Below are 26465 nucleotides of genomic sequence, written 5' to 3'. Positions count from 1 at the left end.
AGATCCAAATTCAATAGTATTGGAAATTCATTTTTGATATTTTTCGGTAAATGTCTAGAGCAATAAATAAGAAAGTTAGGAGCCATTTCAGACACAATTTCTTTCTTTTTGTTTAAAGCTTCCATGCATCTTCCCATAATTTTCGTTTTAATGACACAGAACGTTTTATATATGTGTCGTAGCAGAGCAAAATGTTACCCTACTTTTCATTTTTTCTGCGCATTGATTGCTAACTTTTACTTTCTGCAAGCATTGCGCCTTCATAAATATAAAACAACCATTGGATTGATCACTTTGCTGCTATGGCACATATATCGTGTTATCGCGCGTTTATTTTTTCAGTCACCAAGCTTAGCAAACATGCCAGGCAAGGTGATATACCTTGCGTAATTACTCCGTCAACTTTATTTTTCTTTTCTCGCGATCACCTTGCAATCATCGGGTAGGAGACAGGTGTTACCAAATTAGCCTGAACTTTTTTTTATTCCGATTGTGATCAGCCAAAAAAGCGATTTTTTAGCACGTTACTGCTCCGTAATCCTCCTAAATTTTGGTTTTTTCAATCGCTTTTTCTTGAATTAGTCCTTAACCATCACAAATATACTCAGACCATTGGGTGGTTAACCGTTCGTTGCTTTCGTTCTACTTTTTAGATTCCAAAAATGTTGCGATAACGTTCTGTGTATGGCTTGTTGCGGAATTTTCCGAAGGAAGATTCCAATGAAACACTAAGGTAGCAAATCTGCAATGAATTCCGTTTAAGGAATTCAGCCGCAATGAGCTATACACGTTGTTTCCATACGTTTTTATTTTTCCTTTTTAGGTTTTACAACTATTGTTTTCGCAACAATATCTCCAACCCGTTGATTTTTTTCAGAATTATTTATCGTTAGAATTCCAACTAACCCAAAAAAGAACATGTCAATTGGATCAAACAAATGCCTTAATAAAGATTGTCCGAATGATAATTTTTTGGAAATTCCATTTATTGAGATCGGTTTTAATCCTGCAATTGAATTCCCTATAGTAGCTCCGAATATTTGTTCAAGTCCGATCGTCATTATTGCCCAAAACAATATTGGTATCAAAGCGGGTAATCCATTCACAGAATAACCTCCGTCAGAACCCGGTTCTCCGTAAGTATATACATAAGCAGAGAAAAATCCGTAAATAATTAAATAGTCGATAAATCCAGCTAAAATTCTACTTCCAACATTAGATTCCGTTTTCGTATCCGTAGAGTTAGTCATTTATTTAGTTTTGATAATGTATGGTAACGTCTCTTGTATGGTGCGTTTGCTTCCCGAAGGGAGCAAATGAACTATACAAACTATTGTACACTGTTTTTATTTAATTATAAAATCCGAAATATTTAATTTTTCAGATTCCATTTTTTTCTCATTTAATATTCGGTCAAAAGGAATCCATCCTTTTTTGGTCAATTCTTTAGAAACTCTTTCCGCATATGAATGAGCAAAGTTTTCTTTTTCTTGTGAAGGTATTTTATCATAGTCAGCCCAAAAATCATATTCATAGTCTTTTCTTGATGGTCTCTCCACTTTTTCTAAATACTCAACATAATGTCCAACTTCGTGAATAAATGTCCGATAAAGCATCGTATTTCTTAATCCATTAATTGTTGGATGAATAGTGAAATCCCTTTTACTTTCGACCATTTTATGTCCATCACTAAATAATCTTTCGAATTCCTTTCTATCTTCGTTTTTTAGAGATTTGGACCACTTTATTTTTCTGTCAAAGTCAAAAGATTCCAACATTATGGCAGCTCCTTCGTGTTTATCAATTTCTACAAAATAGTTTAGTCTTCCCCAAACAGGTTTTAAAGTTTCTTCTCGTCTTTTAGGTTGTCTTAAAACAATTAAATTTAAGCCTTCCAAATCCTTTGGATTGAGTAGTTCAATAATTTTCGAAATATCATCTACAGTACAAGGATGGATACTATTCTTTCGGGTTTTTTCTACAAGAAATTTGTATTGTTTACCGTATATATTTCTTTTAACAACAGTATATTCCTCAAGTTTCTCCCAAAATATTCGAAGGTCATTCCAACTATTAGAAATTACATTCCGATTATTTTGTCCATAGCCTTGTTTGGCTGTTCCGATATTTTTATTTCTTCTTGTTGGATTAAACATTTTCGTCAATAGTGTACAACGTTTTATATATGTGTCGTAGCAGAGCAAAATGTTACCTTGCTTTTTGATTTTTCTACGCATTGGTTGTTAACTTTTATTTTCCGCAATCAGTGAACCTTACCAAAAATACAAGAACCAATCGATTGATCACTTTGCTGCTATGACACATATATGTTGTTGTGCAACGTTTTTTTATTCAGATTTTAATTTATTGAACTTGATTTCTATTCTTTCAGGTCTGTCTAAATACTCAATATATTTATTGTTGTAATAGGCTCTTTTACCAACTATAGGAATTGAGTCATAATAATTAAAATTAATGGAATCTTTTTCAATAACAGCCTTTCCTTTCCATATTTTACTTGTTGTAATTCCACTTAATTCAAATTCAAAAGTACTATCCTTGAATACTGTCAGATGTATATGTCCGAGAGGAGCTTCTCTATGTGCATAGAGAATAATATTTTCCATATTAGGTTTTCTAAAGCAAGAAGCTAAAGTTGTTAAAACTCCAATTATAATTACTAGTTTTTGAATATTCATAATTTACAACGTATTCTACTTATTTTTTAATCCGACTACATCTTTCCGTATTTCTTTCCGCCAATTTTTTCCGTATTTCTTGTCAAGATATTCAAAAACAGTTTTGTTGTATTCATAAAGACTTTCTTCAGGAACTGCTTCGCATCCAAATTCTACAAAATTTAGGTTGTATTTTTTAGAGAATTTTTCGTCAGACTGATAGACAATTGGAGCTATCCCTCCAGATAATAATAAATTAATTTTTCCAACCTTAATATGATCAAGAGCTTGCTGTCTGTCAATTCCAAGATTAGGTTTGAGTATAATATTCAGGTTAATATTTTTTCCACTAATTATATTTATTATAGTGTCCAATGGTTTATAACCCATCGCGATAGTTTCAATCCTTTCTATACTATCTCCGGGCCTCAAATTATAAACATATTTGAATTCTCCATTTTCACTTGTTGAAGCACCTCTTGATCTAGAATCAAAAGAAACAATAACATCAGATAATGGCTTGTTGTTAACAGAGGAGTAAACTATTCCACTTATCTCTACAGTATTTTCCTTTTCAGATTGAGCAATACTGGACAGAGTGATAAAAAAGAATAATATGTTTAAAATTTTTGTCATATGTTGTACAACGTTTAATATATGTGTCGTAGCAGGGCAAAATGTTACCCTGCTTTTGGTTTTTTTTGCGCATTGGTTGCTAACTTTTTCATTCTGCAAGCACTGCGCTTTGCCAAAAATACACGAACCATTCGATTCATCACTTAACTGCTATGGCATCATATATTTTGTTATCGCTCGTTTTTTGATTTTAAATGATCAATTATTTCCCGTTCCAAATTTTGGTCAGAATATTCATTTGGAAGAATCAAATATTGATATCCCCAAGCAGTATTGTCTATATTTAAAAGACCGTAGTTCTCCTTAAATAACATAGCTCCATTTCCATCAACTACAGGTTCTTTTAGTTCATACAAGTCAAATCCTTTATTTGAAAAAATACCGTTATAATAAACGTCATTTTTTATTTTCTGAAATTCAAATGAACCAAAGAATAATTGACTTGTTTTTGGTAAGAATTTCACATCAGTTATTCTAGTTGAATCTGGTAAGTTATAATAATGATATTTCACAATTGAATCCGTATAAATTATTTCCACTCTATATGGGATTTCATATGCAAGCGTATCTAATTTATATGAGTGCATAGTTCTGTTTTCCGTCCGATTATAGATTTCACTTTTTAATTTAAAGTACTCAGAATCAGTTTTACTTCCCATTATTGAAACTCCGAAAATTAAAATTAAAGAAGCTCCTACCACAATTATGGTGATGATCACTATTAGTATATGAATTATTCTTTTCAAATGAGAGATAACGTCTCTTGTATGGTGCGTTTGCTTCCCGAAGGGAGCAAATGAACTATACAAACTGTTGTGGTTAGTGTTTTTATTCGTCTAAATTAAATTCTTTTATTTCAAAATAACACTTTTCACAGACTAACTTAATTTTTGCAAATTCCATTGATTCGTCATTCCAACCGTCCGTTTTCACTCGTTCTTTTTCGCATTCAGAGCACCAAGCTTGAAAATCATCTTCTTCGCCTAATTCCATTCCACGAAAAGCTTCAAAAGCTTCTTCAAATCCAGTTTTGGTTTTGGTATTTAGATGTTGGCAGATAAAAGCTTTTCTTAATTTTCCGTGAACTCCACAGTCAATTAATTCGCTTTCTATTTTCTCAACATCTTCTTTTGTTATTTGCTCTGTGAGTAAAAAGTATTTTTCTAAATGATCAGAAATTACTCGATAAGTTCCAATTCCACCAAGTATATCAAACGCAATAGAAGTCAATTCCCAACCTGTGTATTTATCTCCGTCAAAATGAGCATTAGTAAGATTTTCATATTTCTTCTTTTCTCCGAACTCCTTAACTTTTATGGTCTTGAATTTTCTCGGTTCAACAGAGTGTTCATTTGCCCAAGCCCACATCCAAGTATTTGTCTTTTGAGAAAAAGTCCCAACAGGTATGTATTTGAAATAAATTTCTTTGTCATCTGAATACAATCTCAACGTTTCGCTGGATTGATTATAGAACCAATTTGCATAATTGTCAATGTCAAATTCCGTTCTGAATTCGTTTTGAAATTCAGTCAGCTTTTGACAAATATTGTCCGCATATTTTTCGTATTTCAGAGATCTAAATATCAATTCTGTTTGTTTTTTCTACATTAACCACAACGTTTAATATATGTGTCGTAGCAGGCTAAAATGTTACCTTGCTTTTCGATATTTCTGCGCATTGGTTGCTAACTTTTACTTTTTGCAAGCATTGCGCCACTGTAAAAATACACAGACTTTTCGATTCATCACTTAGCTGCTATGATCACATATATGTTGTTGTGTGTTCGTTTTTTTATAACTCATACATCCAATTCATGTCGGATTCTATCCAATACTGTCCGTCCAGGTCATTTCTGTCATAATCTCCAAACATTGCCTCAGCAAAAACTATTTGGTCATTATCAATTTTAAATAGTCCATAAAATGGATCTTGATAAGATTTATAGCATTCGTGGTCATTTGGCTTTGATAACCAGTTTATTTTTCCCCAATATTTTAAAAATTTATTCTTTTCTATTTCTAGTTTAAGAATAATCACATCATCCGCACCGAAATTCCGTTCGTTTTTATTCTCAGCAGACATAAACTTAGAATTCAATAATAATGCGGTTAAATATTCTAGATCACTTTTCCTGTCCAGTTTAGATAATTCTATTATACCATTTTTATTAAATAAAGGAATTATTATTGAACTGATTTTTGTCAAAAGTTCGATAACATTCTGGTCAGCATTATCCGTCCACTTTTTTTTATTCCCCATTAGTTTATCAAGTTCAGTTTAATGACACACAACGTTGTGTGTATGAATCGCTGTGGCTTTTGGCCACTATGATTTTATACACCTTGTTACCAGCTGTTTTATTTTTTATTCCACCATCTATTTAGAGTTCTGAATTCAGTTCCATCATTGAAGCTTGTCCATCCATTTTTTTCATACTTTTCACATATATGCATTTCACCATCTCCACAATCAAGATCAAATGTGAACGGAAGTCGATAATCACCCCAAATACACTTTTTTACTTTACCACTTTTATAGCTCTTCCAAGTTCCCACATAGGTTCGGTTGTAATAGCCATCGGCAATAGCAAAACTCTCATCTAACTTAATACTTTTAGTAGTATGATTTATTTTAATTGCACAATCAAAAGTGCCTTTAAAAGAGCCTACGTGGTTTTGATTTTTGTCCTCAAAAAACTCATACTTAGCAAAAAGTTCTCCTTGACCATTGAAATCATAACCCTCTTTTACTTCAAAAACCTTGAGTATTTTCAACTTACCTTTAAAATCACAAATGTTTCCTTTTACATTTGATTTTCCATAGATCAGGAATGTTAATTTATTTTTTTTATCAACTTCTGTTTTTGATATATGAATTCTTATTCTTCTATTATCTAATCCAATAATTCCATTCTGCTGTTTGTTGTAGGTATTAAATAAAGAATCTAAAACAAAATTATAGTCAGATATTTCTTCTGTTACTTCAGTAGCAACTTCCGATATTCTTTTTGTTTGAAGCTCTAAATACTCTTGGCTAAAATCAGATTGTTTTGGATCAAAGTTCTCGCAAAGATGTCCGTTATAATAAGGGTCAAAATGTGCAGAATTATCTGCTGATAAATTACATCCGGTCCATTCACAATAATTTTTGGTTTGTCCGAAACAAAAGGAAGTTGAAAAAATAAGAATTATTAAGTGGTTTAGTTTCATTTGTTTCAAATTGCTGGTAACGTTTAGCTATGCATAGTGCGGAAGCAGAAAATCGCTAGTCTTCGAATCAGCACTTAGCCAAAGTTTGTGTTTTATTTTTATCTTTTCCAAAATACTAAATTTAAATCTTTGGTGACAAACCAAACAGGCAAAGCCCTTTCGGTCAAACCCTAATCCGCATTATCGCATAGGTGTTGTTAGCTGGCGTTTTTTTCTATACAATTTCTTTCAAACTCTCCAAATATTTTATTCAATTCAGTCCGTTGCGATTCCGTTATTCCATATTCCAAATCATTTAAAACCTCTTTGATAACATAATATTCGTCAAGATTTTTAATCTTCTTTTTTTCGAGTACTTTTTTGGGTAAATTTTTGATTTGAGAAGTCAAAATATTTAATGAAGGAAATTTTTTCGAAGTCAAATTGTTATTCAGTTCCGTTTTTAAATCATTCGGTAAATCTTTAAGTTCAGTTAATGAATCTCTTAATCCCTCTCTCAATCCTCTTCTAGCTAGGGATTCACTTTCCTTTTCCCAATTTCGTAACACATTTACAGGAGAAAACTCCGCATTAGGATCCATTTTTGCATATTTCGCTTCAAATTCCCAAATAATTGTGAAAATTTCTTTGTAAAATTCGTAGTTCGATTTATTAATTTTTATCATTTCTAATGACAGCTAACGTTTAATATATGTGTCGTAGCAGAGCAAATTGTTACCCTGTTTTTTGATCTTTTTGCGCATTGGTTGCTAACTTTTCCATTCTGCAAGCATTGCGCCTTCATAAATATACAATAACCAATCGATTGATCACTTTGCTGCTATGGCACATATATCTTGTTATCGTGCGTTTATTTTTTTCCAGTCACAAACCTTAGCAAAGCTGCCAAGCAAGGTGATATTACTTGCGTAATTACTCCATTAAATTTATTTTTTCTTTCTCGCGATCACCTTGCAATCATAGAGTAGGAGACAGACCTTACCAAATGAACCTGAACTTTTTTAGTCAGAAGCTGGTCAGCCAAAAAGCCGATTTTTTAGCACGTTACTACTCCGTAATCCTCCTCATTTTTGGTTTTTTTATCGCTTTTTTCCTCGATTAGACACTAACCATCACAAACATAATCAGGTCATTGGGTGGTTAACCGTTCGTTGCTTTCGTTTTACTTTTCAGATTCCTAAAATGCACGGATAACGCTAAATATATGAATTGGAGCAAGGCAAACATACCTGAACTAATTGATCTATCTGCGCACTTTTATTTCTTATTAAACTTATAAAAATCTAGCGCCATTGCAAAAAGGAAATGACCTTTCGTTTAAGCGCTAAATTGCTCTGATTTCATATATAATGTTTTGTGTAGCCTTTTTTATATTTCTTCATCGACTGATTCTTTTATTTCAAATTCACCAGTATTTATGTCAAAGAAATGTTGAAATGCGAATGTCCAATCATCTCCTTCAGGTTTTGATATTACTCCAAATAATTCGATTTGTTGGTCTTTGATTTTGTTAAACCAATATCCATGAAACCTGGAAATATCAATTAACTGTTGACCAGCATTCTCCACAAATTTTTCTTTCTGAAATACTGTGTCGATTAGAACTTTTGTGCCTTTTTTTATCGTCAAGTGATGTTCAAAATCACGATACTTATGAATATTTTTTACTCCATCACTATCAAATTCATCGACAACATATGAGTCTAAAGAATTTTGAGTGATAGAAATTCGCATGTCCAAATTGTCAATCAAAGTATCTTTTTTGACAGTTTCTTTTTCTAGAGGAAAGAATCGTTCAATAGTATCATTTATCTTTTGTTTTTTTTCAACAGATTTCTCATTTTGGACGACCTCAATTTCGGTATTTAATTCCTTTTTTGAGTTAGAATTTATATTTTCAGGCTTTCGTTCAGATTTGCAGGAGATAAAACCTAATGTTAGCACAAGAATTATGATTTTTACTTTCATATAATATTTTGGGTTACACACAACGGTTTGTGTAAAATGCGTTTTAATGCATTTTTACACTTTGTTAGCCAAAGTTATTTTTCGTACTTATAATAAGTTTCTCTTACTATTTCTTTGGTTTCGTAATCTTTGACAACCTCCTTTTTAAGAAGTTTATCATTGGAATAGTAATGTTCTATTTCATCCATAAATTGAGCTTTCCCCATAATTTTAAGCCCCTTCCCAATTAAATTTTTTTTGTAAGTTAAATGGGGAAATTCAATTAGTTTGAATAGCATATTGTCTTTGTATTCATATTCCGTTTTTTTAACAGAACCTTCATACTGAAAATTTAAGCATTCTTTTAAAAAACCATTTTTGTCAAAAGTATATTTTACCCTTTCAGGTTCATCTATATGTATTACTTCACATACAGATTTATCTTTATTCCAATTATGTTGGATTATGTATTTAGAGTCAGGGTAGATATAATTTTCTTCTATTAAATACTCTCCAGAATATTTATAAGTGCCAGTATAAACTGTTGTTTTTTTACCATCTCTAATTTCGGTAAGATTTTCTTTTAGTTTTATACCGTTCGATTCAGAAATTTTTTTAATTGAATCTAGTTTTTTTTCAGTTATCGATTCTTCAAACAAATAAAATCTGATTTCAAAATCATTGTCATTTAAATATTGATATTCAGATAAAACTCCATTTAGGTAGTTAATTATCTTTATTACTTTACCATTTAAATAGTAATACTCTTTATGAATAAATTCTTTACCTTCTTCAATAGAGTATATGGTTGTTTTGGTGAAGTCTAATGGTTGTTTTAATAAATCAAAATGCCCTTTAAATATCATTTGTGTTAATTTTGGCTAACGTTCAATATATGTGTCGTAGCAGGGCAAATTGTTACCCTGATTTCGACAAAAACTGCGCATTGATTACTAACTTTTTCTGTCAGTAAGCATTGCGCCTTACCAAAAATACAATAACCTTTCGATTCATCACCTAACTGCTATGATCACATATATCGTGTTGTGCATAGTTATTTTATATTTATTTCATTCAGATTGAGCTCAAATAGGTTTCCAAATTTCTCATCATCTATTTTACTAATTTGAATATTACTCCAAGTCAATTCGGTTTGTATTTGTTCCTTTTTTCCGTTCCGTGTAACCGTAATATTGATTGGAATACTTTCTTTTTTCGTTTTGTAGAATTTGAGTAGGTTTTCAGCTTTTTCATAAAGATAGGAAGTCAAATGCGAAGCTAATTTCGTATCAATTTTATTTGAAGTTAGATTTATTTCTATAAATTTCTTTTCTAAGCTTTTATCTTCTAGTCCGTGCAGAAATTCTATTGTAGGGAGTTTTATTTTTTCAATTTTGGCAGATTCCGATTTTATAGTTCCGACATATTTTATCCTGTATATTCCACAAGCTTGTCCGAAAGAGTATTGAATTGTCAAACTTAAAATTGTCAGTAAAAGTATTCTTTTCATTCTCTCTTTTCTAATTATGCACAACGTTTAATATATGTGTCGTAGCAGAGCAAAATGTTACCTTGCTTTTCGATTTTTCTGCGCATTGGTTGCTAACTTTTACTTTCTGCGAGCATTGCGTCTTACCAAAAATACAACAACCATTCGATTGATCACTTTGCTGCTATGCCACATATATCATGTTGTAACCTGTTTTACTTTTTTATCAATTCAGATATTTCTTCTAGATTTAATTCTATCATTTTTTTATGAACAACTCCTACAAAAATTACAAATAACCCTGTCAAAACAAGTCCCAATAAGACTCCATTTTTATATATGATTGTGATTGTCCATAAAATTAAAACAACTAACGTCAAAATCAGAAGAGTTTTTTTAGGTTTAACCGTCAGTTTTACATCTGGAATATTTAGTTCGCAATTAAAGTCATAGAAAGCTTTTCCAAGCACTAATATTCGGTCATTTTCTATTTCCATTTTTTTACTGTCAAACTTTTTAAGAGAATCTATTACTTCGGATTTAGTTTTTTGAGTTTTTATGAGTTTATTTATGTCAAGTTTATTAATATTCATTCGAATAGGTTACAACGTTTCTTGTATGGTGTCGTAGTATCCCGTAGGGTGCTATGCACTATACAAATTGTTAGCATTAGTTTTTTATTTTCATAACTTCAAATCCCATTTCTAACATCATCTCAGCATAATCTTTTTCCGCTTTTTCAAATTCGGGCAATTTAAATAACTTATCATCAATTGGCTCTTTAGAAATGTCAATTAATGTCATTTTTATTGTAATAGAATTATTCAAAATTTTTATTATCTCTAGAGGATATGAATTACTCAATTCAAGAATTTCATTTAAATATTCAAAATTATGTTTTTTAAAAAGTTGAGGGTTAAGTTTAGCCGTCTCTGTGTTATAGAAATAATATTCTTCAGCCAGTTTTCCCCAAGAAAGCCTTATACCATTACAAGATATTCCATTAATAATTTTTGAAGAGTCTATTTTTTCAATTTTACGCTCTTTAAAATCGATATTCATTGAATTATATTTATTCGCATCGGTTATAGTAACGTAATCAAAGTCTTTTTGAAAAGAATAGATTTTATTTAAGTTTGATTTATAAATGGCTTTTTGCTCCAAATTAGTGTTTGCAATTTTTGCATAGTTACCTCCTTTAATAAATACACTAACCGAATCATAGAATTCTCCATCTTTCTTCATTTTTTCAATTATTTGCTCTTTCGAGATCTTAAAATCACCAATTTCTTTTGGTTTAATATCAAACTCAACTTTATAAATCAATTTTCCCTCAAAAGATTGTCCATACGATAATGAACAAATTATTGCAGTAAATATTCCGAATAGAATTTTTTTCATTTCTTTTTTGTAATTAATGCTAACGTTTTATATATGTGTTGTAGCAGGGCAAATGTTACCCTGTTTTTCGATTTTTCTTGCGCAGTGATTGCTCACTTTTCCATTCTGCAAGCATTGCGTCTTCATAAATATACAATAACCATTGGATTGATCACTTTGCTGCTATGATCACATATATGTTGTTGTGGTTAGTTTTATTTTTTCAGAAACCAAGACTTTTCAGTCAATTCAGATAGGTTATTAGCTGGAATTCCGTTCAATTCAGTCATTTTTTTACAAACTTGATCAAAATCCGCATCTTCATAATATGCCATATCCATTATATGATCAGTTTCTCCAAATCCACCAGCACCAATTAATATCTTGTCAGACATCCTAAATTCATTTGATAATTCTGTCAGTATTTTAAAGAGTTCTTTTGAGATGTTTCTCTCTTCAAAATATAAACTTGAAAACCTTTCGATACTCCCAATACAAATTACTTTTTTATAAATATCAATACTAAAACTATCACCTTCTCCCATTATATACTCGGGTTCTCCATTTTCAGAAGGGATGTGTTTAATCAACCAATTTCCATCTACATTTTTAGTAAATGTCCCGTGTTTTTCCAAATGCAAATATTCGGGTTTTAATCTTTCGAAAACTGTTTTCAGTTTATGTTTTATTTCCTCAACCGAATAATCTTTTTCCTTTGGGATTATACAGTCAATACTTGTTCCCATAATCTATTTTAATTAACCACAACGTTTAATATATGTGTAGTAGCAGAGCAAAATGTTACCCTATTTTCGACAAAAACTGCGCATTGATTGCTAAATTTAACTTTCTGCAAGCATTGCGCCTTACCAAAAATACAACAACCATTCGATTGATCACTTTGCTGCTATGACATCATATATCATGTTGTGCAACGTTTATTTTTTCAGTCAGTTTATCCATTTCGGATTTCACTAATGGTTTTAATTCGTAATCCTTTAGTTTATTCAAATATTCTTTTGCTGAGGATAATTCCTTCCGTTCATATTCAATATTTGCCAAATTCAACAATACAATTGAAGTGTCATTTTTTGTTCTAAGTCCAATTTCAAGAGCTTTGGTCAATTCAGATTTTGCTACGTCGAATTCATTTTTCTCAGATGCAATTATTCCAGTTGTGAAATGGTAGTAACTTTTTTGCTGTTTAGACAAATTATTGGGATTTCTCACTTTAGAAATCAATTTTTCAGCTTTGTTAGTGTTTTCTTTTTTGAGTTGTTGAAATGCAGCATAAACGGTTCCGTATCTAAAATATCCATATCCGAAAAGTCCAGCTGCTAATATCGTCAGACCAGTATTGATATAGTCTTCTCTTAAATAAAATAGAATTGCCATCACAAAACAGGCAATGATTAGAATAACTCTAATTAGTGGCGTAAACATAAATCTTAAGTGGTTTATTCAAATGTTGCACAACGTTTAATATATGTGTCGTAGCAGGGCAAAATGTTACCTTGTTTTTGGCTTTTTCTGCGCATTGATTGCTAACTTTTTCATTCTGCAAGCATTGCGCCTTTATAAATATACACAAACCAATCGATTGATCACTTAGCTGCTATGGCACATATATATTGTTGGCAAATCGTTTTTTTTATGGAATTAATATTAATCGTTGTTTCAATTTATTATTTCCGAAAACCCAAACTAATAAATAAGCTCCAGCTCCGTCACTATTCCATTGATGGACAATGTAATCACGATTATTTTTATTAATAACAATATTGTTGTCGCATTCAAATAGATCTTCGTAAAAAACTTGCGCGACATCGATTTCTATTCCGTTTAATTTAACCTCAATTTCAGTTATTTCCGTTTTTGGCAAGTTTCCATCCGTTCCATAAATCCTTCGTCCGTTTATCTTGGTTAGCCATTGTCCATCAAAATTGGAGATTTTATCCTTAACGTTAAACTCTTTGAGTATATATTTAAATGAAAATTCCGTTCCTTTGAATGTTTCCAGTTTTTCAATAGGATTCAAGCGACTTTTATGAATATATCCAATTAGATTGTCTTGTTCATCACAATTCAGGTGATATTTGTTTTTAGGTATATGTACTTTTATCCAATCACTTTCAGATTCTTCATAGCTGAATACTTCAGAGTCTTTTATTTTGTGTAGAATTTCAGATTTGGAGTCGGGAAGCTTGCGAACGTTCGTAAAACCATCTTTATCTTTTATAACAGCTATTTGTCCAAAAACACATTTACCAAGAAAAAGGATTATTATTAAAGCGAAACTCCTCATTTATTTAGATTTTATTCAATGTTTGCCAACGGTTTGTGTAAAATGCGTTTTAATGCATTTTTACACCTTGTTATCTATAGTTATTTACTTTTTTTATATAATTTTTTTAATTCTGATTTGAGGCTTGAATATTTAAAGTACTCGGGTTTTGTCATTATTGAATTTTGATAAATTTCTACTGTTACTTTTTTACCGTTAATATTTGATTCAGCATTTATATGAGCTAAAATAATTTCATATAAAAGTCCAATATGTCTTTCATTAAACATTTCCGTTTTCTTGTGTCCAATCCATTCAAAATCTTCATATTGGAAATCTGTATAATAAAAGTATTCTTTACTATTAAACTTTGGCATTCTTGATGAAAATTCAATTAGTTTTTGGTAATTCTTCATCATTTGAAGCACTCTAAATCTGGTACCTAGAGCATCCATTAGGTTTAGGAATACTATAGCTTTTTCAGTTTTAGATTTTAATCCGTAACTATCTAGTTCTATATTATGTTGGCTCAAGTCAGTTTTATTAAAAATCATAGCAACAGTACTATACAATCGATGATAATAATTGTCTAATAGCCACCTCTCATCAATCTTTTTACTAATAAACTCTTTAGCAACCTCAATACTAGTTTTAGGCTCGTTCTCTTTATCCGTTAAATTGTAATGTATTTCGCGAATTACATACCACATTACCAAATCATCATAATCCGGTCTATTCTGGTATTTTTTATCTAAAATCTCAATACTTTGTTTTGATTTAGTTTGAAGTATATCTATTATATTACTTAGTTTTTCGGTTCTTAACTTTTCTAAATCTTCCACAGTAGACTTTTCAGTTAACATTACATTCTTGGAATAATATTCACCGATTTCAATTAGTTTATTTAAATCAGAATCACTTATTTCAATTTGCGAATAAGTATGCTTTGATATAAAAAAAAGTAAAATCAGAAAGAATAGTTTTTTCATAAATAAGAGTTTCCTTTAATTATAGATAACGTTTAATATATGTGTCGTAGCAGGGCAAAATGTTACCCTGCTTTTTGATTTTTCTGCGTATTGGTTGCTAACTTTTGCTTTCTGCAAGCATTGCGCTTTCATAAATATACAACAACCATTGGATTGATCACTTTGCTGCTATGATCACATATATGTTGTTGTGCATAGTGTTTTATTTTTTTATCAGTTTTATAATCAAATATGGCATCAATATTCCTATTCCGATTAATATTGTTGAGTATAGATCAAAAGGTTCAGTCTTTAAGTAATTTGGAATCAAAGGGTTTGAATTTTTTGCTGAAAAAACCATTATATAAAGTCCAATTCCAAATATTACTAGAACAAATACCAAAACGGTTATTATATCCATAATTAATTCATTTATTTTGAATTCTTCTCTGGTCGAGTTATAAATCATTCCAAAAAGTGGAATTGTTGACAAAGCTAAATAATCAAGAGTATTTGTTGAGATTCCAAAAAAGTAATCTGTCAACCGTTGAATATTTTCCGTCAACTCGATTTGAAGTTTTGCTCCAAAACCAAAGTTCAGAGTGAGAAATGTCAGTCCGCAAAGTCCGTATATGAGATATTTTATTCGGTTCGGTATTTTATTCAATTTATTAGACTTTTTTTGAAGTGCTTTCATTATGCACAACGTAGTGGTATGTGCACTAGTGTGTATATTTATTATTATGTAACCGTTTACAAACGTATATTAAACGTTTAATTCGACGGTTGTTTTTTGTTTTGTGATCGGAATTTACTAAAAATTCTATCGATTGATATGGTAAGCCTGTTTTATTATCATTTATATTTCTAACCAAGCTTTAAATCCAAGTAGCTTTATACCATAAGGTTTCAAATGGTCCTTGCTTATATTGTTTTGCCCACCATTTACAGAATATACCAGTTACAATTGTAAGTGCTAAACCTATTAATAATCCATAGGTTGCGCCTGTATATTTGTATAAACCCAATCCCCAACCATAGAATATCGCTCCTCCCAGAATGGATTGTATGATATAATTAGACATGCTCATGCGCCCGAACCGAGAAAAATACATCAATACATTTCGAGCTTTTGTTTTATAAAAAAGTAAGGTAATTCCTGACACCAGTACCAGCATGAATGAAAAATTGGTAATGCTAGTTTCTATAGTTAAAGCAGATCTTCGAATTATGTCACTTTCGATAAAATGATCCATGTTTCGTTTTAAAAGATATAACGGAATGAAAGCAATTATTGAAATCTTTAGGATTTGTGTCCAAAATTCTAAGTTCTTATCAGTTTCATGAAATTTTTGATGTTTCCCTAATAGATATCCTAATAGAAAAAGCGCTAGAATAGTGAAAAACCTTCCGTTTTCCCAGTTCCAACGTAAAACGCCTATTTTTCCGTTCGTTAGATTTCCAATTATAGTATCCCATAATGAAGGTTCTCCAACGTATGTTAGCATCTTACCAAAATAACTCCAGGAGATAGGATCATTGATTTTTTCATCGGGATGCTGTAAGGCATATATTAGATTTGACCACTCATATGGTAATACTAAAAGGATTATTGCAATACCTAAAATGATACTGTCTTTCAACTTGGAAAATGGAATTAACAATACTCCTAATACTGCATATATAGTTAATACATCTCCTTGGAAAAATGCTGAATTAAGGATTCCAAAGGCAAGTAATAATATCATTCGCCAGGCAAATCTTCCTGCGAAAGATTGTCCTTTTTCCTTTTGTCTAGAAAGCTGAATGGCATAGGTGACTCCAAATAATAAAGCAAAAATAGAGTAGGACTTACCGCTAAATAAAAAGAACATGGTTTCCCATATGGCTTCATCTAAAGATTTCATCCAAGCAGGCAGGTGTTCGGGAAAATAATAAATGTCAAAATGTTCTATAGAATGTAAAAGCATGATAGAAACGATAGCGAAGCCGCGCAATACATCCAAGATGTGTATCCTTGTTTTAGTGCTCATTGTTCTTTTTAACTTTTTTAGATATCGTAATGTGTTTTATCAAATTCTAGTCTTTGTTATCGTGCATTTATGACTCATTTTATTCCAAATACTTATTGATAAATGCCATCAATTTCTTAGTATATGCTGCTCCGCCTTGCTCGGCAAGACCTACATGTCCGCCATCTTCCACAATGATAAGTTCTTTATCTTCTGATTTTAGATTTTCGTATAATTGTTTTCCATAGGTAACGTCAATATTTTGATCAGCATCACCATGTGCAATAAGTACTGGTTGTTGAATTTTTTTAACAGAAAGGATAGGTTTTACCTGATCGGGATCGAAATCTGCAATTTCTCCCGCTCTTCGTAGTGCATAATCCGAAATAGGTTTGATAATGATTCCTTTCATCATTTTCTTAGAGTAATCGTATACGATTTGATCCATTTCCGTGAATGTACTTTCGATAACTCCGAATTTAATTCGGTTGTCAAATGCTAATGCTTGGATGGCAATCGCACCACCAAGTGAGTTTCCCCATATCCCGATATCGATATTTTGGTTTTTTGCTTGGATCCAATCTACGATTTTAGAAATGTCTTTTTTTTCATAAAATCCATAGGTTGTAAATTCGCCATCACTTTCTCCATGCGCTCTTCCATCAAAAACTATGGTTTCGATACCCTGTTCCGAAAGTAATTTTGCAACTCCTAATCCATGTTCTTTGCAACTTCCGATTCCGTGTATAAAGATTATAATTCCTTTTTTGGTGTCTAGGTTACTTTTTATCAAATATCCTTTTAGTTTTATAGCATCAGTAGCCGAAATTTCAAAAGTTTCGCTTTCCAGTCCTAAATCCGATGGAGCTAGCTTTTCATTAATTCTTAGCGGTTTGATAATAGCATACGGAGCAGAATTGTGAACATAAAAACCCATAATAACACCCACTACAATAACTATAAGTAGAACAATTTTCAGGATTTTTTTTAGCATATGGTCTATAGGCTTTTGTTGTTATGGTACCAAGTAATTCTAAGTAGGTTCTGAGAAATAAATAAGAGACTCTTACAATATACTTTAATTAAATGAATACTTGCTTAGATACTTCTAGCATCAAGTTATTTTTATCATTTTGGGATTTTTTTTAATCCATTTTTGTAGACATATACCATAAAAGCAATAATCAAAAGCATGCTTAGTACAGATGGGATATATTGACTATGAGGTTGATATTTTTCTAATACTGTTCCGGAAAAAGCGGATAGTAAGGCGGAAAAAGCACTAATCATTTTATAAATATGTTCGTATATCCAAATTCGATGTTTTTTATAAGTACCAATCGGAATTAAATATTTTAGAAAATCATATGTGATTACAAATAGTAAAGCTCCAACTGTACTATAGATGACTATAGGTGACCAAATCATTCCAATGGATTTAAAATAATACAGAAAATACCCTAATACCAAAAGACTAACCACAGAAGCAAGAATATCTATTTTCTTCGGGATATTGGATTTTAGAAGTAATACCCGATATCCAGAAAATGAAACATATCCACTTAGTACGGTAATAACAAGTAAAAAAGTATTTCTGCCAAAAATAAATACTCCCATTAGGCTAGTTGCGATAACTATAGCTATAAGTTTTAAGAAGTATCTTCCAGTTTTGTTATGTGTTTTACCACCTTTGATAGCGGTTAAAGCAATTATTCCGAGTAGGAGTGCTATAGCTCCTGTAATAATGTGTGCCAATATGTTTAGTTTGTGAGCAATTTCCATAATTAATTATTTTAAAATTCAATGTTGTTTGAATTGCAAATAATTGAAATGAAGTTATTTATAAAAGCGAAAAAGGGTGAGTGGTCTGTATGATTGGCGAATGATACAGGGAAAAAGGTGAATGACATTCCATGCAATCTGTATGGAAGTCTTCAAATTACTTTTTATTTAATATGTAAGATTACTCGATTTTTATAAGCTTCCGAATCGTATCAATATAGCTCTTACTGCTGGTAATAGCTTCTAAATTTATGGTAAAAGCAATAATATAACGACCATTTAGATGAGGTGTTATTTTTTTGATATACGTTTTATTGACAATATATTTTCTATGGACTCTCGAAAAATTTTTATCCAATCGTTTTTCTAGAAATAATAAGGAATAGTCGCATAGTTTTTTTTCACCTTTATCATTATATACAAAAGAATAGTTGTCAAAAGCTTCAAAATAAACAATACTATCAATAGGTATGAGAAGAATATTTTCACCTTGCTTTACAGGAACACTCGTAATATTGGATGTATGTTCTGTTATTGTCGGCTCTTTTTTATCTTCAACCAGTGTAGATTTGGTGGTTTTATTTTTTAAAACCTGGTTTTGAAAAAAACTAAATCCTAATAGTAAAGAAATAATACCGTTAAAACAGTACATTTTTCCGGATGAAAATGGACGAAATTGTTGGCTCTTAAAAATCAGCGATCGGATCAAATGCTCTATTTCTGTAGCCAATATTCCTAGTAAGAAGAATATTATTGTAACAACGATATACATTTTGACTTTTGAAGTGAATAGTGTTGTGAACCATGATTTATTCAATCCAATAGCTACCAGCGTATAACCGATAATAAGACTTGTAGATAGTGATTGGATGCACCATTGTATCCAATTTAGAGAACCATTCATTATATAATTGGCAGTGCCAATTCCGATCCCAACTAATAAAATATGGGGAATGAAACGATTTGCTTTTTTTAATTGAAATGGAGTAGCGGTCATTATAAATTTATCTACTTTCTTAAAAGTACGATTCTAATTTATACAAAAAGTGGAGACAAACGTTAGTATTGTACTACAATTTATCTCCACAATGATGAACAATATTCGTTCTTGACCTATATTAAATAGCTAGTTCGGATTTGTGTAAACTTACCACAGTAAGTACAGCAGCTCCATTAATCCAGTAATAATAGGCATCAATACCTTTAAAGGAAAAAATAAAAGGAGCTATAATAAATACAATAGCTACAAGAAAGTCTACTAATAAATGTCCTTTATAAGGAATCACTTTAATGATACCTAAATGATGATCAGTTAATATGGTCAGTAATAATGCAGCCATACCAGTAGTAACAGAAAGCCATAAAGCTAAAGGGTTCGATTGACCTAGGTTTAATAAAAATGGGAGCGCCATTAATGCAATAGCAACAGGATAATCTAAGAAAGCGTGTATTCTTTTGGTTACAAATTTCATAGTTCTTGATTTTAATGATTATTGATATAAGTTGTATCACAATTGTTGTGACTAATTACATCACAAAGGTCTTTTATAATCAATGTTTTCATGCTACAAAAAAAAGACTAAGAATTGTACTTTTTAACAGTGATGGATAGAAAACTATAGATAGATAATTTGTTAGAACTCATAGTGAATATAGAATAAATGCATAATTTTTTCCATCCTATGTCACACTTATTCAGGTTATTTTGTCTAATATAATAGTATGGATCAAGAAACTTTAGAAACATTAGTGCGTCGTGCAAATACTGGAGATCAGGAATCTTTGGAAAAAATAGTATTGACAATTAAAGATTATGTGTATAATCTTTCTCTGAAGATGTTATTATTTCCTGAAGATGCAAAAGATGCTACTCAGGAAATATTGGTAAAAGTAATCACTCATTTGAGTACATTTAACCATAAGAGTAAATTTTCTACTTGGGTATATCGTATCGCTACTAATTATTTATTAACTCAAAAGCAAAAGAAAGCCAAAGAGTTTCCAATGCCTTTTGCCGACTACGAAGTATTGATTGATTCCGGACATTCTGATCGTGTATCTTATGCTTCTAATGATGGAGAATTGAAGTTGCTAGAAGAAGAAGTAAAAGTAAGTTGTACGCAAGGGTTACTATTGTGCTTAAAACCTATAGATAGGATCATTTATATCCTGTCTGATATTCTAGAATTTAATAGTAAGGAAGGAGCTGCTATTGTAAATATTACTCCCGAAAACTTTAGAAAAAAATTATCGCGTTCTAGAATGAAAATTAGAAATTTTCTGAAAAAAAAATGTGGTTTGGTGAATAGCAATAATCCTTGTAGGTGTGTGAAGAAAATTGATTTTTTGGTAGATCAAAACATTATTGAACCTAACAGATTACGATTTGCTGAACTTAGTAAAAGGAGTATTGACCTGATAGAAAAGATCGATCAAGTGGAAAAATCAATTGCGGTATATCGTTCCGTGCCTTCGTTTACTGCACCAGATATTATTTTTAAAAACATTAAAGCTATTTTATCTCATGAATAAACAAGGTTTTGATCTAAAGACGTTCGTTTTTGTAGTAGTACTTACCAGTATTTGGATTCATATTTCTGAAGTATTTAGATACTTTGTACTAGTCATGCCACGAGTAAAATCCTATTGGAATAATTCTGAATCTATTGCAGATATGAATTGGATGATTTTTGGTATTTGGGGAATATGGGATACAGTCTTAACGGCGATGATAGTATTTACATTTTGGCTATATAGTCAGCGATTTGGAAATACGAATCGTTCGGTTATTTCTTCGGCATTAGTGTCATGGGTGTTTTTCTTTGTGCTTTTTTGGGTTGGCGCTGCCAATATGGGATATTCTGATTGGTCCATACTTTTGATCACTTTACCATTGAGTTTCGTAGAGTTGCTCATTGCAAATTTTATAGCTTCTAAACTTTATAAAAAATACGAGTATGCAAAAGTCTAAAATTGTCAATATTCCAGTAGCTATGGAAAAATACTTCGGAAAAGGAACAATGCTTCATCCTTCAGTAACTGCTATTGAAGAATTGATTGAACAAATTCCGGTTGGAAAAGTGACAACGATTCAAAAGATCGCATCTCACTTAGCTAAGGTTGAAGGTACAGATGTTACTTGTCCAATGAGAACAGGTAATGCGATTAAAAAAATAGCAGAACGACATACATTGTTGGTTACAGATCTAAAAACTCCTTTTTGGCGAGTCGTACGAAATGACAAAAAACTGATAAAATCAAAAAACTATGAGCAGTGGATTTCTAAGATCGAAGATGAAGGTTTTGAAATTGAGTATACAAAAGGAGGAGAAGCCAAAATCAGTATTACTGATGATCTTATATTTTCTTTTGCATAAAAATTACAAAGAAATGCATATCAATAAATAGGTCACTGTATCCTTCCGTTATTTTTCCATTAAACTTTTTGATTCTGTATTTTTTCTTGCAACATTTTAATTTCATCCCTTAGTCTTGCTGCTGTCATAAAATCTAACTCTTTTGCAGCTTTTTCCATCTCTTTCCGAACATTTCGAATACGAGTTTCTAGTTGTTCTTTTGTGAAATAAGCAGTTTCTTCTTCTGCAGCTTTTAATGTTGGAGCAGTTTCGAATTGATAAGGCTCTACTTTTTTCCCAGCTAATGCATTATCCAACGACTTTTTAATTGCTTTTGGGGTAATTCCGTGTTTTGTATTGTAAGCTATTTGCTTTTCTCGTCGATAATTAGTTTGATCAATGGTTTCTTGCATACTTTGTGTAATCTTATCCGCATACATGATCGCCAATCCATTTACATTTCTTGCAGCTCTTCCTATGGTTTGTGTAAGAGATCTATTATTTCTTAAAAACCCTTCTTTATCAGCATCTAGTATTGCTACTAATGATACTTCGGGTAAATCTAATCCTTCTCTTAATAGGTTTACACCAATAAGTACATCAAAAAGACCTTTGCGCAGATCTTGCATAATTTCTACGCGCTCTAGTGTGTCTACATCACTATGAATATATCGACAACGAATATCTATTCTTGTTAGATATTTCGTTAATTCTTCTGCCATTCTTTTCGTTAAGGTAGTCACTAAGATACGTTCATCGACTTCAATACGTTTTTGCATTTCTTCTATCAAATCGTCGATTTGATTTAGGCTTGGTCGTACTTCGATAATAGGATCCAGTAATCCGGTAGGTCTAATAATTTGTTCCACATAGGTTCCCTCGCTTTTTTGTAATTCATAATCAGCAGGCGTTGCACTTATGTATATTATTTGATTTTGTAGTGCCTCAAATTCTTCGAATTTTAATGGTCTGTTATCCATGGCTGCAGGAAGTCTAAAACCATACTCTACCAGATTCTCTTTTCTGGATCGATCACCACCATACATCGCATGTGTTTGCGGAATAGTTACATGACTTTCATCTACAATCATTAAATAATCATCAGGAAAATAGTCTAACAAACAGAAAGGTCTTGTTCCTGGATCTCTTCCGTCTAAATATCTGGAGTAATTCTCTATTCCCGAACAATACCCTAACTCTTTGATCATTTCTAAATCAAAATTAGTACGTTCTTCCAGCCTTTTGGCTTCTAGAAATTTTCCTATTTCTTTAAAGTATTCTACTTGTTTTCCAAGGTCTAAGGCTATTTGATCAATAGCACCATGTAATACCTCAGGAGAAGTAACGAACATATTTGCTGGATAAATATTTAGACGGTCATATTTTTCAATGATTTCATTAGTTTGTACATCAAAGGCTTCAATTTCTTCGATCTCATCTCCAAAGAAATGTACTCTAAAGGCATCATCGGCATAGCTTGGATAAATATCTACGGTATCTCCTTTTATCCTGAAATTTCCATGTAAAAACTCTCCTTCCGTTCTGGAATATAAACTTTGTACTAATTTATGTAGTAATGCTGTTCTAGAAACAAATTGCCCTTGCTGAATAGATATTACGTTTTTCTGAAATTCTATAGGATTTCCAATACCATATAAACAAGAAACAGAGGCCACAACGAGTACATCTCTTCTTCCTGAAAGTAAGGAGGAGGTAGCGCTTAAACGTAGTTTTTCAATTTCATCATTAATAGATAAATCTTTTTCTATATACGTTCCAGTGGTAGGGATGTAAGCTTCTGGTTGGTAATAATCGTAATACGAAACGAAATATTCAATAGCATTTTCGGGAAAGAATTGTTTAAACTCAGAATATAATTGTGCTGCTAGGGTTTTGTTATGCGCTAGTACCAAGGTAGGACGTTGTACTTCTGCTACTACGTTTGCTGCTGTAAACGTTTTACCAGAACCAGTAACTCCTAAAAGTGTTTGATATCTTTCCCCTGCTTTAATAGCATTAGCAAGTTGTTTTATAGCTTCCGGTTGATCTCCGGTTGGACTAAATTCAGATGTAAGTTCGAACTTCATTATATAGGCCTATCTTTTCTGAATAAAGATACAGAATACTACTATGATTTCTCAAATAGAGTATAAGTTTTAGGGAAAGTTTATCGTATGAGAGAAAAGCTTCCAGTTCTCACCCTTCCATCATCTAATTCTACCCGATACCAATATTCACTAGAGGGCATTAAAGCACCACTGTAAGTTCCATCCCATCCATTACCAGAAGGGACTAGCTGCTTTAGAAGTTTACCGCTTCTATCAAAAATATATATGATAGAATTTCCAAGTACCTGCGCAGAAATACCTTTTACATTCCAGGTTTCATGAAACCCATCTCCATTAGGAGTAAAGTATTTAGGAAATCCAACTACAGAAATATCCTGAGTAGCTTCAGGACCACATCCATTTTTATCTCGAACATAAACCGTATGAAAACCGGGCGGAACATCTATAAAAGTTGGACTATCCTGATATGTTCTGATACTACTCCCGTTAAAAGCAATAGCATATTCATAATCCCCAGATCCAGATACATTGATGGTTATCGTATTATTATCTGAAGCATCATTAATTTCTATAGGTTGGATAATAGTTGCAGGTGTAGAAAGAGAAACTGTTACGGTTCTCATTTTAGCACAATTTGTTATGCGATTAGTTACCAGGACTTCATAAGTTCCTTCTTGCATTATGCTAATAGTTTCAGAGGTTTCACCAGTAGACCATAAATAATTAAAATCATTAGGGTTAATTCCAGGTTGGATACCAGCATTAATAGATACGCTTTGATTTGGACATATAATCACATTTTCTTGTTCTTCTATATCAGGTAATGGATTGACAAAAAGAGCTACTTCGTTAATACCAAAACACTGATTTAAATTGTCCTCTATTCTAGCGTAGATGATATCTTGACCTTGCGTTCCAGATGTTACGTTAGTATAAAAAGTGATAGCATCATTTTCACTAAGGGCGTTTTCGATAGTTTCGTAGTATGCTACAGAAAGGTTTGGGTTCCCGATTCCAGATAGTATTTGACTATCTGCTTGTGTTAGATCAAATTCACTAAAACCATCTTCAACACCATCATCATCACATTGGGCTAGTGATGCGTTATTGGCAGAGGTGACACTTACTAATAGATCTAAAGTAGTCACTTTAAAACAACTATTAGTATTGTCGATAACACGCGCATATAATTGTTGATTCGGAATCGTATTTTGATAATTGGTTATGTTCGTGATAGAGGGAGAACCATTATTTGCTGAGTTTAGATCTTCAAAAAAAAGAACAGAACGATCAGCGATTCCACCAGTTATAGAATTTATCGCTTCTGTAAGGTTGAATAAGGTAATCCCATCGGTAGGATCGTTATATTCATCACATTGTATTAGTGATGAGGTGTTCGCTATCGGTAAAGGGTCGACTTCAAGCTCAAAACTTACGGTACGGAAACAAGAAGTTGATCCGTTTTCTTGTACTCGAGCATAAATAGTTTGAGGATTTGAGGTGTTTATATATGAAATTGTTTTATCAATCACATTCATAGCTGTATCAGCATCGGATTGCGATAGGTGATAGGAAACAGTATAATTTGAAGGGTTTAGACCATTAAGAATTTCAACATCTTTAGTGCTTAATAAAAAGTCAGAAAAACCATTGGAATCATCTCCGTCATTCATATTATCACATACGGTAAAGTTACTTGGAGTACGTATTGCTGGACCAGGATTAGCGATTAATAAGAAAGTATCTATTATGAAACACTCCGTTATTGTATTTTCGATTCGTACATAAATTGTTTGATTGTTTTGTATACTTAAATAAGGACTGCTTAGAGGATTATTACCTAAACTAGCGTCTTCTTCCGTACTATGATATGTAATTACAGTATTTGTTTGAGTTCCTAATATTGCAGCTGTGTTACTTTCTAAATCAAAGTTGGTCTGACCATCATCTGGATCAGAAACAACATCACACTCTGTTAGGTCCAAGTTCACAGGAGTTCCAGTATCCGCAGTGTTAATCGGAGAATCTGGTAATACGGCTGTTCCTGTAAACTCCAAATCAAAACCACCATTTTGAGAAAAGTTATCAATCAAAATATAATATTCTTCTCCTGCTAGCGCATCGATAGATCTAACAAAACCATTTCCATCGCTTCCAGGCCCTTCACTCAGATCTGTTTCTGTATCGTTAAGACCAGTAAGAGTGGATACTCCCGCTGCTGGAGGATTCGTAGAAGAACATCGTATTGAGCTACCTAACGCATCACAGGTTACATTTGGGCCATAAACAGCAAAATCATAATCTTCTTCAGGACTAGTTGCTTCTGGTGTAATGGTAAAAGCTAAGGTACCAGATTGTACAATATTAACCCTAATCCATAAACTTTGACTTTCGGAAAATGAGCAATCTGGAGGATTGCTATTAGGTGATGCAAAATCATTTGTACCCACACCATTAGAGTTTAACTCTAAATTTGTATTACCACAAACAATGATACTATTAACACAGTCAGTAGGTTCATTTTGCGCATTACCTTTAAAAAATGATATTAAGAATACAAAGCCAAAAAGTAAAATCTTTTTCATCAAAGTTTTAGTTACCCCGCGAATATACTAAGAACTCATCTGCGGAATTGCTTTAGGTTAAAAAAATAT

At 31.9% G+C, this 26465-nt stretch carries 29 protein-coding genes; 3 read left to right on the top strand and 26 right to left on the bottom strand.

All coding sequences use genetic code 11. The features are described from left to right. Positions 1–806: 806 nt before the first annotated feature. The 24 genes from ACWNT5_RS13310 to ACWNT5_RS13195 all read right to left on the bottom strand — a co-directional run bounded on the left by ACWNT5_RS13310 (position 807) and on the right by ACWNT5_RS13195 (position 19858). Positions 807–1250 carry an RDD family protein gene (locus ACWNT5_RS13310; protein ID WP_299611420.1) on the bottom strand — a complete coding sequence of 148 codons (444 nt, stop codon included), beginning with the start codon at positions 1248–1250 and terminating at the stop codon, positions 807–809. A gap of 96 nt (positions 1251–1346) precedes the next feature. Continuing rightward, a complete protein-coding gene (locus tag ACWNT5_RS13305; protein ID WP_456517598.1) occupies positions 1347–2165 on the bottom strand; it encodes a hypothetical protein in 819 nt (272 codons plus the stop codon). A gap of 183 nt (positions 2166–2348) precedes the next feature. After that, positions 2349–2699: a hypothetical protein gene (locus tag ACWNT5_RS13300; protein WP_299611425.1), complete on the bottom strand. Its 351-nt coding sequence runs from the start codon at positions 2697–2699 to the stop codon at positions 2349–2351. A 15-nt stretch (positions 2700–2714) separates the two neighbouring features. Continuing rightward, a complete protein-coding gene (locus tag ACWNT5_RS13295) occupies positions 2715–3314 on the bottom strand; it encodes an FEKKY domain-containing protein (RefSeq protein WP_456517597.1) in 600 nt (199 codons plus the stop codon). 170 nt (positions 3315–3484) lie between these two features. Then, complete coding sequence (locus ACWNT5_RS13290; protein WP_456517596.1) at positions 3485–4123, bottom strand: hypothetical protein; 639 nt, start codon at positions 4121–4123, stop codon at positions 3485–3487. Positions 4124–4142: 19 nt separating this feature from the next. Further along, positions 4143–4901 carry a DUF6882 domain-containing protein gene (locus ACWNT5_RS13285; protein WP_456517595.1) on the bottom strand — a complete coding sequence of 253 codons (759 nt, stop codon included), beginning with the start codon at positions 4899–4901 and terminating at the stop codon, positions 4143–4145. Positions 4902–5106: 205 nt separating this feature from the next. Then, positions 5107–5574: a hypothetical protein gene (locus tag ACWNT5_RS13280; protein WP_456517594.1), complete on the bottom strand. Its 468-nt coding sequence runs from the start codon at positions 5572–5574 to the stop codon at positions 5107–5109. A 98-nt stretch (positions 5575–5672) separates the two neighbouring features. Continuing rightward, positions 5673–6524, bottom strand: a complete 852-nt coding sequence (locus tag ACWNT5_RS13275; protein ID WP_299611312.1) for a hypothetical protein — start codon at positions 6522–6524, stop codon at positions 5673–5675. Between the two features lie 197 nt (positions 6525–6721). After that, the gene (locus ACWNT5_RS13270; protein WP_299611315.1) at positions 6722–7189 is read right to left on the bottom strand and encodes a hypothetical protein; all 468 of its coding nucleotides are present in this window, start codon (positions 7187–7189) and stop codon (positions 6722–6724) included. 703 nt (positions 7190–7892) lie between these two features. After that, a complete protein-coding gene (locus tag ACWNT5_RS13265) occupies positions 7893–8492 on the bottom strand; it encodes a DUF4738 domain-containing protein (RefSeq protein WP_299611318.1) in 600 nt (199 codons plus the stop codon). 74 nt (positions 8493–8566) lie between these two features. Then, positions 8567–9337 (bottom strand): hypothetical protein, encoded by a 771-nt coding sequence (locus tag ACWNT5_RS13260; RefSeq protein WP_299611322.1) that lies wholly within the window; start codon positions 9335–9337, stop codon positions 8567–8569. 188 nt (positions 9338–9525) lie between these two features. Beyond that, a complete protein-coding gene (locus ACWNT5_RS13255; RefSeq protein WP_456517593.1) occupies positions 9526–9981 on the bottom strand; it encodes a hypothetical protein in 456 nt (151 codons plus the stop codon). 194 nt (positions 9982–10175) lie between these two features. Beyond that, positions 10176–10553, bottom strand: coding sequence for a hypothetical protein (locus ACWNT5_RS13250; RefSeq protein ID WP_299611325.1), 378 nt, complete (start codon positions 10551–10553; stop codon positions 10176–10178). Between the two features lie 76 nt (positions 10554–10629). Further along, positions 10630–11361: a hypothetical protein gene (locus ACWNT5_RS13245; protein WP_456517592.1), complete on the bottom strand. Its 732-nt coding sequence runs from the start codon at positions 11359–11361 to the stop codon at positions 10630–10632. 194 nt (positions 11362–11555) lie between these two features. Then, positions 11556–12086: a hypothetical protein gene (locus ACWNT5_RS13240; RefSeq protein WP_299611429.1), complete on the bottom strand. Its 531-nt coding sequence runs from the start codon at positions 12084–12086 to the stop codon at positions 11556–11558. Positions 12087–12255: 169 nt separating this feature from the next. After that, the gene (locus ACWNT5_RS13235; protein WP_299611432.1) at positions 12256–12783 is read right to left on the bottom strand and encodes a hypothetical protein; all 528 of its coding nucleotides are present in this window, start codon (positions 12781–12783) and stop codon (positions 12256–12258) included. A 208-nt stretch (positions 12784–12991) separates the two neighbouring features. Then, positions 12992–13645: an SH3 domain-containing protein gene (locus tag ACWNT5_RS13230; protein ID WP_456517591.1), complete on the bottom strand. Its 654-nt coding sequence runs from the start codon at positions 13643–13645 to the stop codon at positions 12992–12994. 80 nt (positions 13646–13725) lie between these two features. Next, positions 13726–14613, bottom strand: a complete 888-nt coding sequence (locus tag ACWNT5_RS13225) for a hypothetical protein (protein WP_456517590.1) — start codon at positions 14611–14613, stop codon at positions 13726–13728. A 202-nt stretch (positions 14614–14815) separates the two neighbouring features. After that, positions 14816–15289, bottom strand: a complete 474-nt coding sequence (locus ACWNT5_RS13220) for a hypothetical protein (protein WP_456517589.1) — start codon at positions 15287–15289, stop codon at positions 14816–14818. A 181-nt stretch (positions 15290–15470) separates the two neighbouring features. Continuing rightward, a complete protein-coding gene (locus ACWNT5_RS13215; protein ID WP_456517588.1) occupies positions 15471–16625 on the bottom strand; it encodes a DUF418 domain-containing protein in 1155 nt (384 codons plus the stop codon). A 79-nt stretch (positions 16626–16704) separates the two neighbouring features. Further along, positions 16705–17598, bottom strand: coding sequence for an alpha/beta hydrolase (locus ACWNT5_RS13210; protein ID WP_456517587.1), 894 nt, complete (start codon positions 17596–17598; stop codon positions 16705–16707). A 134-nt stretch (positions 17599–17732) separates the two neighbouring features. Then, a complete protein-coding gene (locus ACWNT5_RS13205; RefSeq protein WP_456517586.1) occupies positions 17733–18386 on the bottom strand; it encodes a hypothetical protein in 654 nt (217 codons plus the stop codon). Between the two features lie 181 nt (positions 18387–18567). Next, positions 18568–19383: a LytR/AlgR family response regulator transcription factor gene (locus ACWNT5_RS13200; RefSeq protein ID WP_456517585.1), complete on the bottom strand. Its 816-nt coding sequence runs from the start codon at positions 19381–19383 to the stop codon at positions 18568–18570. A 121-nt stretch (positions 19384–19504) separates the two neighbouring features. Continuing rightward, complete coding sequence (locus ACWNT5_RS13195) at positions 19505–19858, bottom strand: hypothetical protein (RefSeq protein WP_299608078.1); 354 nt, start codon at positions 19856–19858, stop codon at positions 19505–19507. Positions 19859–20108: 250 nt separating this feature from the next. Here ACWNT5_RS13195 and ACWNT5_RS13190 point away from each other — a divergent pair, with 250 nt between their 5' ends. The 3 genes from ACWNT5_RS13190 to ACWNT5_RS13180 are packed head-to-tail and all read left to right on the top strand — an operon-like array spanning position 20109 to position 21763. Next, complete coding sequence (locus ACWNT5_RS13190; RefSeq protein ID WP_299608075.1) at positions 20109–20918, top strand: RNA polymerase sigma factor; 810 nt, start codon at positions 20109–20111, stop codon at positions 20916–20918. Next, on the top strand, positions 20911–21357 hold the full coding sequence (locus tag ACWNT5_RS13185) for a hypothetical protein (RefSeq protein ID WP_456517584.1): 447 nt from the start codon (positions 20911–20913) through the stop codon (positions 21355–21357). The genes ACWNT5_RS13190 and ACWNT5_RS13185 overlap by 8 nt, the downstream gene beginning before the upstream one ends. Continuing rightward, on the top strand, positions 21344–21763 hold the full coding sequence (locus ACWNT5_RS13180) for a hypothetical protein (RefSeq protein ID WP_456517600.1): 420 nt from the start codon (positions 21344–21346) through the stop codon (positions 21761–21763). The genes ACWNT5_RS13185 and ACWNT5_RS13180 overlap by 14 nt, the downstream gene beginning before the upstream one ends. A gap of 59 nt (positions 21764–21822) precedes the next feature. Here the strand turns inward: ACWNT5_RS13180 and uvrB are convergent, their stop codons facing one another. Together uvrB and ACWNT5_RS13170 are read right to left on the bottom strand one after the other, a co-directional pair. Continuing rightward, complete coding sequence (uvrB, locus tag ACWNT5_RS13175; RefSeq protein WP_456517583.1) at positions 21823–23829, bottom strand: excinuclease ABC subunit UvrB; 2007 nt, start codon at positions 23827–23829, stop codon at positions 21823–21825. Between the two features lie 80 nt (positions 23830–23909). Next, complete coding sequence (locus tag ACWNT5_RS13170) at positions 23910–26396, bottom strand: T9SS type B sorting domain-containing protein (protein ID WP_456517582.1); 2487 nt, start codon at positions 26394–26396, stop codon at positions 23910–23912. Positions 26397–26465: the final 69 nt, after the last annotated feature.

The organism is Aquimarina sp. 433 (genome assembly GCF_054054605.1).
This window is presented reverse-complemented; position numbering and strand designations above follow the sequence as displayed.